8 protein-coding genes are annotated in these 11,466 nt (G+C 42.5%); 6 read left to right on the forward strand and 2 right to left on the reverse strand.

Annotation, left to right across the window (positions count from 1 at the left end; all coding sequences use genetic code 11):
* Positions 1–45 precede the first annotated feature (45 nt).
* The 4 genes from HWQ36_RS02105 (at position 46) to HWQ36_RS02120 (ending at position 5,346) form a co-directional block, all read left to right on the forward strand.
* Positions 46–2,886, forward strand: coding sequence for a pitrilysin family protein (locus HWQ36_RS02105; protein ID WP_292697602.1), 2,841 nt, complete (start codon positions 46–48; stop codon positions 2,884–2,886).
* A 226-nt stretch (positions 2,887–3,112) separates the two neighbouring features.
* Positions 3,113–3,637, forward strand: a complete 525-nt coding sequence (locus tag HWQ36_RS02110; protein ID WP_292697604.1) for a plastocyanin/azurin family copper-binding protein — start codon at positions 3,113–3,115, stop codon at positions 3,635–3,637.
* A 264-nt stretch (positions 3,638–3,901) separates the two neighbouring features.
* Positions 3,902–4,729, forward strand: coding sequence for a type I methionyl aminopeptidase (gene map, locus HWQ36_RS02115; RefSeq protein ID WP_292697606.1), 828 nt, complete (start codon positions 3,902–3,904; stop codon positions 4,727–4,729).
* 296 nt (positions 4,730–5,025) lie between these two features.
* Positions 5,026–5,346: a hypothetical protein gene (locus HWQ36_RS02120; protein ID WP_292697608.1), complete on the forward strand. Its 321-nt coding sequence runs from the start codon at positions 5,026–5,028 to the stop codon at positions 5,344–5,346.
* A gap of 147 nt (positions 5,347–5,493) precedes the next feature.
* Here the strand turns inward: HWQ36_RS02120 and HWQ36_RS02125 are convergent, their stop codons facing one another.
* A complete protein-coding gene (locus HWQ36_RS02125; RefSeq protein ID WP_292697610.1) occupies positions 5,494–6,951 on the reverse strand; it encodes a hypothetical protein in 1,458 nt (485 codons plus the stop codon).
* 201 nt (positions 6,952–7,152) lie between these two features.
* On the opposite strand from HWQ36_RS02125, the gene HWQ36_RS02130 reads away from it, so the two are divergent.
* Together HWQ36_RS02130 and HWQ36_RS02135 are read left to right on the forward strand one after the other, a co-directional pair.
* The gene (locus HWQ36_RS02130; protein ID WP_292697612.1) at positions 7,153–8,556 is read left to right on the forward strand and encodes an amidase; all 1,404 of its coding nucleotides are present in this window, start codon (positions 7,153–7,155) and stop codon (positions 8,554–8,556) included.
* A gap of 2 nt (positions 8,557–8,558) precedes the next feature.
* Positions 8,559–9,260, forward strand: coding sequence for a Crp/Fnr family transcriptional regulator (locus HWQ36_RS02135; protein ID WP_292697614.1), 702 nt, complete (start codon positions 8,559–8,561; stop codon positions 9,258–9,260).
* A gap of 458 nt (positions 9,261–9,718) precedes the next feature.
* Here HWQ36_RS02135 and HWQ36_RS02140 read toward each other — a convergent pair.
* Positions 9,719–11,466: cadherin-like domain-containing protein (locus tag HWQ36_RS02140; protein WP_292697616.1), on the reverse strand; the 1,748-nt coding region annotated here is incomplete at its 5' end.

Below are 11,466 nucleotides of genomic sequence, written 5' to 3' on the forward strand. Positions count from 1 at the left end.
CACCAAAATAATTATGTAAATTAATTTACAGATATTGCTAAGTACATGTATGGATTGTCTAGATTTTATAAATATCCCTTGCCGTTATTAATTTTAAGCTTATGGCTAGTAGCGGTTTTTTTGTTGAGCGATCAACCTGCTAATAGCCGACATCCAGCCATATCTAACAAAGAAAAATACCAGTCAACCTTGCTAGCAAAAAGAATAATGCCCTCAACACTGACAGAAAACGTCCATAAGACAGTGCTGGAGAATGGTCTAACTGTCATAACAAAGGAAGTGCATACTGCGCCAGTGGTGACGGTGCAGGTGTGGTACAAGGTTGGCTCACGCAACGAAGAACCAGGTGTGAATGGCATTGCCCACCAGTTGGAACACCTCATGTTTAAAGGCACGAAAAATCGTCCGATTCAATTTGGGCGTTTGTTTAGTGCTTTGGGTAGTGATTCCAATGCTTTCACCAGCTATGACCAAACTGCATATTACGGTACTGTCGAACGTAACAAGCTAAAAGCGCTCTTAGTGCTGGAAGCAGACAGAATGCAAAATTCTCAGATTGAGCCAGAACAACTAGCGAGTGAAAAGCGAGTAGTAATTTCTGAGTTGCAAGGTTACGAAAATAGTCCAGAATATCGCCTCAACCGCGCCGTTATGCAGGCAGTGTTTCCTAATCATGCTTATGGGTTGCCTGTAGGTGGTACTAAAGCTGATGTCGAGAAATTTGAAGTTGAGCAAGTACAGAAATATTACCGTAATTTTTACAGTCCCGATAATGCTGTCTTAGTAATTGTTGGAGATTTTCAAACCGCCAATACCCTAGAAACAATTAAAGAAGTATTTGGCAAACTACCGAAGAGGCAGGGGGCAGGGGGCAGGGGGCAGGGAGCAGGGAGCAGGGAGCAGGGGTTAGGAGTTATTTCTCCCTCATCTCCCTCATCCCCCATAGTATTGCGAGAACCAGGAGCAGGGCGACTGTTACAAGTTGTGTATCCACTACCAGATGCGAATCAACCAGATGTGCCGGCGCTGGATGTGATGGATTACATTTTTACAGAGGGACGGAATTCTAGACTTTATCAGGCATTGGTGGAATCAGGTTTAGCTAGTGAAGTGACAGCATCTGTTACCAGTTTGCGAGAATCTGGCTGGTATGAGGTGTTAGTAACGACTGGATCTAAAAAAGATTTGAAAAAAATTGACTCAGTGTTGAGCAGCGCGATCGCTAATGTAGCAGAAAAAGGCGTGACAACTGAGGAAGTAGAACGAGCCAAAACCCAATTAACAGCAGATGTGATTTTGAGTAATCGGGATATCACCTCTCAAGCAATGCGATTGGGCAATGATGAGACAACTGTTGGTGATTATCACTACACAGAGCGCTATTTGGCTGCTGTTCGTCTGGTGAAGCCGACGGATATTGTAGCTGTGATTAACAAATACCTCACAAAAGAAGCCCGGACAGTAGGCTTTTTTGAACCAACTCAAAAGCAGATAACAGGAGTTGGCGACAAACCAGACTCAGCCCAAACTACAGAAAATTTCTCTCCTGGCGTGCCTGTGCTTCCTTCTGAGGTGGTGAAATACTTACCGCCTGTGGATTTGGCTACAGATGCGATCGCACAAGTGTTACCCGATGAATTTAAACTTACCAACGGACTGCGGATATTACTGTTACCTGATAATAGTACTCCCACCGTTACCCTGAGCGGCCACATTCAAGCCGGGACAGAATTTGATCCAGATGATAAAGCAGGATTGGCTGCTTTTGTGGCAGATAATTTGCTAAATGGTACTAAGAGTAAAGATGTCTTAACTATTGCCAAAATATTGGCAGAACGAGGGGCGAGTCTAAACTTTGAAGTCCATCGTGAAGGTGTGCATATCGAGGGTGATAGTTTAACAGGGGATTTGCCAGTCATTCTGGAGATATTGGCAGATGTTGTGAAAAATAGTACCTTTCCCGCACAAGAATTGGAATTACATCGCCAACAAACTTTAACTGAACTGCAACTGGAATTAGATGAGCCATCAGAAGTAGCCAGAAGAATATTTGTGCAGTCAATTTATCCGAAAAAACATCCCTTACATACTTTTCCCACAGAGGAGAGTTTAAAGCAGATTCAGCGCCAAGATGCGATCGATTTCAAAGCTAAACATTATCGTCCAGATACGACAGTGCTAGCGCTGGTGGGAGATTTTGATCTAGACAAAGTGCGATCGCTGATTCAAAATGATTTTGGTAACTGGGAAGTTAGTGGCCAAGCACCCACATTAAAATATCCTCCGGTATCAATGCCGGAGAAAATCGTCAGTGTCAACCCAGTTTTACCAGGTAAAGCCCAAGCAGTGACATATATGGGTTACACAGGAATTAACCGTTACGATCCTCGGTTTCATGCAGCCTTAGTATTGAACCAGATTTTGGGAGGCGATACCTTATCTAGTAGACTGGGTGCAGAAGTACGCGATCGCCAAGGTTTGAGCTATGGAATTTATAGCTACTTCCAAGCTGGGAAGAACGCAGGCACATTTTTGATAGAAATGCAAACTAGTCCAGAAGATGCTAGTCAAGCGATCGCTAGTACTCGTCAAATACTACAGCAAATCCATCAACAAGGTGTCACTGCCCTAGAAGTAGAAACAGCTAAACGCACCCTCATCAGCAACTACAACGTTTCCCTGGCAAACCCAGAAGAATTAACAGATAGAATTTTGATGAATGAGGTGTATGGATTAGATAAACTAGAATTGCATACCTTTACTGACAAAATCCAGAAAGTCACCTTTGAGCAAGTTAATCAAGCGGCTCGTGAATTACTCCACCCAGATCAAATCGTAGTCGTTACTGCTGGGCCATCTGTATTACAAAAGAAAAGCATTAGGTAGAGATGGGCACTGGGCATGGATAATAAAGAATAGGTAAAGCGGTTTTTCCTCCTACCTATTAATTTAGGACTTACGCAGAAGCGATCCTCCAACCCCCTTAAAAAGGGGGCTTTTCAGATTCCCCCCTTTTTAAGGGGGGGTTAGGGGGGATAGAGGTTTCAGGTTTTCACTGCATAAGTCTTATTAATTGTTCCTGCTCATCAGCGTTGCCTTTTGAGAACTACCAATGAAAATTTACAACCATTTATACCAAATTGTAATTACATCTCTTGCTTTTCCCAATATTTCTTGGCTGCAAATATTACGGCAGAGCTACGTAATATTAACGTTGCTCCTGAGCTTAAATTTCATCACTGCGACTCCAGCAATGGCGGCAAATTTGTCTGGTGATTTGCTTAAGCAACCAGCTACAGAAATTACAATTAGCTTGGGTAATTCGGCTAACGAACTCAAATTTGAGCCAAATCATCTGGAATTCGAGGCTGGCAAACGCTATCAACTCCGGCTTACCAATCCCAGCCAACTGAAGCACTATTTTACTGCTAAAGACTTTGCCGATGGCATCTGGACACAAAAAGTCCAAGCAGGCAAAGTAGAAATTAAAGGAGCCATTCACGAACTAGAACTCAAGCCGGATGCTGAGGCAGAATGGGTATTTGTGCCCTTAAAATCTGGGACTTATGGCTTACGTTGTTCAATACCAGGACATAGGGAAGCAGGGATGACTGGAGAAATTGCCATTAGGAATTAAAAATTATTCGACTTAGTATTTAATAGCCGTCTAGTGTTTCAATTAAAGATAATTGAACTAAATCCTATAGTGTGCAACAAATTTTGATTGAATTCAAAAACATCAGTAGTAAGTAAATATGTTATTCTGTATACATTAGTGAATAAACTGCAATAATCCTTATCAGGGATTGAAATAACTTAAATTATAGATATTATTTCTCAAGTAATCTAGAGAAAGAATTCATACTTCATCGGCAAAGCCACCAGTAATTATTAATATCCTATGAACATTTTCAGTAATTTACTTTCTCAAACAACTCAGCCTGCAACATCAAAAAAAAGGGGACGAGGAATTGAAATTAAATCGTTGCGTGAAATTGAAATCATGCGACAATCATCAGCAATTGTGGCAACTGTCTTAAAAGAAATTTCCGAGCTAGTAAAGCCAGGAATGACAACGGCTGATTTGGACGCTCACGCAGAAAAACGTATCCGTGAAATGGGTGCAACACCGAGTTTTAAGGGATATCACGGTTTTCCAGGTTCTATCTGCTCCAGTATTAATAATGAAGCAGTGCATGGCATTCCTAGTCCCAAAAAAGTGATTCGCGTAGGGGATGTATTAAAAGTAGATACTGGCGCTTATTACCAAGGCTTTCATGGTGATTCTTGCATTTCAATTGCTGTCGGTGAAGTTACCCAAGAAGCTGCTAAATTAATTCGCGTAGCCGAAGAAGCTTTATTTAAGGGCATTGAACAAGTAAAGGCTGGTGTATACCTGCTTGACTTAGCTGGAGCAATTGAAGATCATGTGAAAGCTAACGGTTTTAGTATAGTCGAAGAATTCACTGGACACGGTGTTGGTCGTAACTTGCACGAAGAACCTTCAGTCTTCAACTACCGTACCCGCGAGATGCCCAATGTTAAACTCCGTGCGGGGATGACGCTGGCAATTGAGCCAATTTTAAATGCGGGTTCTAGACACACCCGGACATTATCTGACCGTTGGACAGCAGTCACTGTAGATAATTCTTTGTCGGCTCAGTTTGAGCATACAGTGTTGGTAACAGAGACTGGCTATGAGATTTTAACCGATCGTTCTAAAGTGTAATTATCTCAGGAATTACGCAATAGCCAAAACTCTGATTTTTAGTGGGGGCAATTCATGAATTGCCCCTGAGTCTGTGTATCTTTACGTAAGTGCCATACTTATTTTTGAGAAGACATAGGAGTAAAAATGACGTAGGTGCAATTGATAGATTGTGCCTAATACAAATTCTCTGTAAACTTGCACTTAATAATTAATTCCCTTACTAACCTCTTTCATTGCGTACTTTGCGGTTCGTTTAATAAATATTTAGCGTTATCGATGCAAATAGTCCTAAACAAAAAGGATTAGAAGGTTGGATGCGTAGTAGCAGTCTAAAATGTAGTGGCAATGTAGCTCAGGTTAAGCCTGCACTCTGCGAAGTAACTAGGTTGCAATCGGGGCAATTAGCTTTACGTGCCACACCTGGCGGAAAGTCAATAGCAGGTTTAGACAATGCCAACAATATTACATTACTCAAGCCAGATATTGTATCACTTCAAGGTCGCCCAACGCCTTGGGTTAACGTGCGTGTTACTAATAGCCCAAACAATAAAATTTTAGGTAGGGAGGGGTGGATTAATTCTGAATACATAGATTGCTATAGCAAAGAAAGCAATGATGCAATAAGTTATCCATAAAATAGCTGTGGTTTTTAAGGATGTATCTCATCTGATTGAGAACCGCTACATAGCAATTCTATCTGACTTGTAAAAATTCGCGGTGTCTAGATTCCCGACTTCTTTAAGAAGTCGGGAATCTAATTTTTAATAAATGATTTAGAACAGCTATTTTTGACTATTAGCGGCATAATTAATTTTATAAATAGTAAGCATTTCTTTAGCTTGTGCAGAGACAGATGTCTTCTCTGGAATAGCTTGTAATAAATTGATTGCTTGCACCCATTTATATTTTGCTTGTTGCCGAACTAGTAGCGAATGAGGTAAACTATTTACCAAAATATTAGCTTCTATTGCTAGTTTTTGGGCTGATTCTAAGTTTACTAAGGCTTGCTTTTCTACTAAGATTCTTTGACTGATAGATTTATAGTTAATTTGATAGTAAGCTAATTTTTTCTCTGCCTGAGCATAAACGGATGTTTCATCAGGAATGCTATCTAATAAGTTTATTGCCTGATGCCATTTGTTTTGTGCTTGTTGCCAGACTTTTAGAGGATGCGGCGGATTTTGAGCTAGAGAAGCAGCTTCCATACCGATTTTTTGAGCAGATTTAAAATTAGCATTTGCACTTGCTTCTTGAGTTAAATTTAGACTCATCTGCTGCCATTTTGGACTTTGCTCCTTAAGTTTCCAACCACCAAAACCCAAGATTAATAAACTTGAAGCTATAATCAAAGCCGAACGGACTATTTTTGGTGTCCAATATTTTGGTACTGTCTCTAGATACGGGCTAATAATTGGTTTATTACTACTTTCTTCTTCAATCTTTTTTAGTGCTTCTTCTGCCTGTCCATTTAAAATATTACCCTGGAGAATTAAAGCGGCAACTTGTTGTTGGAGACAATCACATTCATTAAGAATATCGGTCAATTCTTGAAATTTGTTATCACTTGATATAATTAATTCGTGGTCATCATCTAACCACTCTAACGCAAAGCCAGACTTACCACAAAAAGCAGACACACCTAATAAAATGTTTAATAGGTTATGACTATTTTTAATAGTATCAAAAACATAATTTAACTTTTGCTTTAATTGTAATAGTTCCTGCTGAGAATTGATAATTTTTTGAACTTGATTCTCTAAAACATGAGAGTTTTCAAAGGCCAAGTTAATTTTTAAATTTTCAGAAATTACCTGAATTTGTGCAAATAGGCTGAGATGATTAATATCAAAGTTTAGTTGATTGACCAAATAGTTATCACTGAGAATATCAGCAGCTATTGCTTGCAAAAAATAACCCCATTCTATCCAGTCATCGATTTTGGATTGTAAATCAATTAATGAGATTTTAGTTTTTGAATGTCCAAATTTTTCTGCGATCGCGGGATCTATGAATCCAACACTAGCTACAGTCCCTATTCTAGGAAGTGTAGCGATCGCAGAATTTTTGACGTTCTCCAATCTCAATTCCTGAGCAATTAATTTTTTAATATTTCGTAGTTCTTCTTGAGCATTATTGATCAAGATAATTTGTTCCATGATTTTATTAGAATCGCCAATAGTCAGTTTTAGATTATGAATTAGTGTTGGCAATTCACTAATAACTATTTCTAGGTTAGCCATAAATACCTCTTAGGGATTTGTCGAAAGTTTATGCGAAACAATTAAAATAGCTTGAGTAAGAACATAACCACACATCTGAGCATCCTAGTTGAGTGACAAATCTTAGGATCTATAAAATGTATAATTCCCGCAAATCCTGGTAAAGTAACAATTTCAGTTTAAAAATTCCAGAGAAAGACAAAATTACCCATTCACTAACTTATGAATGAAGTTGATTTAGTATTTACCCCTGCACTAGAGTTGGCGCAATTAATTCGTCGCCGGGAAGTATCCCCCCTAGAGTTGGTAGAAATATATTTAGAACGGATTGGCCAGTTAAATCCCCAATTAGGAAGTTATTTTACAGTGACGGCAGAATTAGCGATCGCAGATGCCAAAGCCAAGACAGAATTATTGACAACTACCTCAGAACTACCGCCATTTTTTGGTGTGCCAATTTCCATTAAAGACCTAAATGCTGTAGCTGATATTACCTGTACTTATGGAAATCCAGCATTGCTGAACAATATCCCTGACTATGATGATGGGGTTGTAACGCGGATTAAGCAAGCTGGGTTTACTATTCTCGGTAAAACAGCCACTTCCGAACTAGGTTCATTTCCATACAGTGAACCTACGGGTTTTCCTCCAGCGAGAAATCCGTGGAATTTAGAATACACCCCTGGCGGTTCCAGTGGTGGTGCGGCGGCGGCGGTAGCAGCAGGATTATGTGCGATCGCTCAAGGTTCTGATGGCGGTGGCTCAATTCGTGGCCCTGCGGCTTGTTGTGGTTTGGTAGGACTCAAACCATCCAGGGGCAGAGTAAGTAAAGCACCCATAGGCGAACGCCTCGCTGGAATTGCCGTAAACGGCCCCATCGCCCGCACTGTTGCTGATGCTGCTGCCCTTTTAGATACTATATCTGGCTATGTCACAGGCGATCCTTACTGGTTGCCAAATCCCGAACCATCATTTCTCGCCGCCACTCAGACAAAATTGGGTGCTTTGCGAATTGCCTTTGATACTAACATTTCTCCTTTGGGAGAAGCTGATGCTAACTGTCAGCAAGGTGTCCGTCAAACAGTCCAGTTATTAGAACAACTCGGCCACCACGTTGAACAGAAATCCCCAGATTTTAGCGGTTTAGTTGAACCATTTCAAATTGTTTGGCAAGCTGGGGTAGCTGCGTCAGGACTTCCTGTTGAAGCCTTGCAACCATTAAATCGCTGGCTATTTGCCCGCACAGGTTCTGTTGCTGACTATCTCAAAGCAGTTTCCCAAATGCAGATTGTGGCACGGCAGATTGTGGCGTTTTTCGATACCGTGGATGTGCTGGTATTGCCAGTTTATCTCCATTCACCTATCCGCGTTGGAGAATGGGCTTCGCTGAGTCCAGAAGAGACATTCCAAAATATTATTGAGTGGATTGCCCCTTGTCCACCTGCGAATGCAACTGGACAACCTGCGATCGCAATTCCTGTAGGCTTTGATAGTAAGGGTTTACCCATAAGTGTGCAACTAATTGGTAAACCTGCGGCTGAAGCTACCCTCATCAATCTAGCAGCACAATTAGAAGCAGCTAATCCTTGGATTCATCATCGTCCAGCCTTTGCGATATCAGGCTAATCATGCAGGCATCCCTGGAACAACTTTCGCAAATTATTGTGTTTGCAGGTTTAGAAACAGCAGACAAAGTAAATTTGCAACCTTACACTCAGGTGCAACGCCATCGCCAAGGAGAGATTATTCTCCATGAGGGTGATGTCTTACCAACAAAACTCTATGCTGTTGCCAGTGGAGCAATTCAAGTTACCAAAATAGCAATGACGGGGAAAGAAACGATTCTCCGCACTTTAGCGGCTGGGGAAATTTTTGCGGCTCCTGCTTTATTAGGCAATGGAATTTCCCCGGCAACTGTAACTGCTGAATCTGATTGTGAGATTCTCACTATAGAGAAAGATGCTTTATTAAAAGCGATTGGACAAAACCCTGAAATTGCATTACAAATGCTGATGGTGTTTAACAGTCGGATTCAGCAATTGCATGAAACAGTCCACGGATTAGTTTCTGAAAGAGCGATTGTTCGCCTTGCCAGATTAATTCAATATTTTGCTGCCGAATCGGGAACTGAATTAAGTCCACAAGGCGAGTGTTTAAAAGTCAAATTATCTTATTATCGCATGGCTCGCAGTAGCGGCATTACTTACGAAGAATGTGTGCGGTTAATTAAAAGTCTCAAGTCAGTAGTTGCCTATCGTCGTGGTGGGACGATTATCATACTTGATCCTAAGAAATTAGATGCGATCGCTTCTGGAAATATAGATCAATAGGTTCAGTTAAGGCTAAAACTCTTTGCCAAAGTCAATTTTTTTAACGTTGAGAGTTGCCCCATAAGCTTTTGATCCCCCCAACCCCCCTTAAAAAGCTACCGTGTACACACAAGTGACTTATTTTGCTCAAAGCGCTCCCAGACCTAACCCCCAGCCCCTTCCCTGCGAGGGAAGGGGAGTAAGATTCAAAGCCCCTCTCCGCGTCGGAGAGGGGTTTGGGGAGAGGTCTGCTGACTTGTGTATACACGGTAGCTTAAAAAGGGGGGCAAAAAGGCTCTTAAAGTCCCCCTTTTTAAGAGGGATTTAGGGGGATCTACAACGATTTTGGTTTTCTAGAAAGATGTATATACACCGTAGCCAATCCATCGGGGGGATTAAGGGGGGTAAAATGTATGTGGGACAAACGTTTGAAGCTCAAAGTTGACACGTATGGGTAGTGTCGTGCCCCTACCATGTACTTAAACAATCGCTAAATTCGTTAAACTACCGCTAAACCCAGTAATCTCAATCACAGCATCGCTACTAGATTGGAAGCCGGCTGTACTATTATTCAGTGCCAGGAAAGTGCGGCTACCAAAGCTAAAAGTGGCAGCGCGGTTGGCAACAAAACTACTATTGGTCAGTACACCACTGATTGCGGTTTGGGTTAAAGCAGACACCGCCCCCAACTCGGCAAGGTTTGCCGCGCTGACAGCATTTGGCCCATCAATCAAATCAGTGCCAATTTGCAAATCGGTGATCCGGTCAAAGTTACTCAGCTGTGACTCAGCCAAACTGAAGATCGCAAACTTGTTGACTCCCCCGCCACCAGTCAGGGTATCACCACTGTTGCCACCAATCAGTTGATCGTTTCCCAACCCACCCAAGAGCAGGTCGTTGCCGTTGCCGCCAATCAGCGTATCATTACCTTTGCCACCATTCAGGGTGTCATTACCATTACCGCCATCGAGCAAATCAGGCCCGTCATTACCGTTGAGGGAATCTTTGCCATTACCACCGAGTTGGCTAGAGCCAATTAGCAGGTTGACACTACCTAAAGTAGTGCCGCCTTGATTATCAGTCAGAGTGTATTTGAAGCTGCCTGTACCACTGTTGGTGGGGACAAAGACGACGAAATCATCAGCAGAATTGGCAGGAGTGAAATTGTTGAACAAGGCTACCGCGCCGCCGACGGCATTGCTAACCCCGGTAATCTTCAACACATCGCCTGTATCGACATCGCTGTCGTTAGCAAGTAGGGTGCCCACAGCAATAGTGGTGGGGATAAATTGGGTGGCAGTTAAAGAGTCAGTACCAGCCACGGGGGCATCGTTAACAGCAGTGACAGAGAAAGTATTGCTTTGTCCACTTAAAGTAGCAGTGCCATCACTGACACCGTAGTTGAGGGTGACAGTACCATTAAAGTTGAGAGTTGGGGTGAAGGTATAAGTGCCATTATTGTTATTGACCAATGTACCGTTATTGGCAGTTAAATTAGTAACAGCAAGAGTATCGCCATTCGGATCGCTGAAACCTGCTAATAAGCTAGCCGCAGTAATGTTGATGGCAGTATCTTCAGCTGTGTTGCTTAATGTGGCAGTGGGTGAACCTGTTGGGGGACGATTGAGATTAAATGCCAATGTGGTCGTTGCTACCGCACTGGTATTGGAGTGAGCCGCACCATCATCAACAACAAAGGTAATTGTGCGGGCAGTGGTGTTGGGACTAGTTGCCGGATTGTTGTAAGTAATAGTGCGGAGGACTTGTTGATATTGGGCAACCGTACCTGTGCCAGAAAGAGTTAGAACCCCATTTTGATAGTTGGCGGTGATGCTGCCTGTGGGGGTGGCAGAGAGGATTTCATTGGCACCATCAACAAGGTTAGTAATGGTGACAGTTGCCCCAACTAGGTTAGCTGAGTTGCGGTCAACTAAACTCAGGTCGGTATCGACAAGGGAGACGGAACTGCCGGTAAAAGTGGTGTTGAAATCAATGCCATTGGCGGTACTGCCGTTGAGGTCGAGTTGGGGGGCAACGTTGCCATACACCACATAGCTCTGCCCGGAATAGCTGCCGTTGGGGTCGGCACTTAATGCCCCGATAATCAGGTCATCAATGCCGTCGCCGTTGATGTCGCCGGCGCTGCTGACTGAGTCGCCTGAGCTGTCACCAGCAGCGATGCCGTTAATGATAAAGCCGTTGCTGCCGTTGAGGGTCGAGAGGTTGA

Source organism: Nostoc sp. NMS2 (genome assembly GCF_017115105.1).
Lineage (GTDB): Bacteria > Cyanobacteriota > Cyanobacteriia > Cyanobacteriales > Nostocaceae > Nostoc.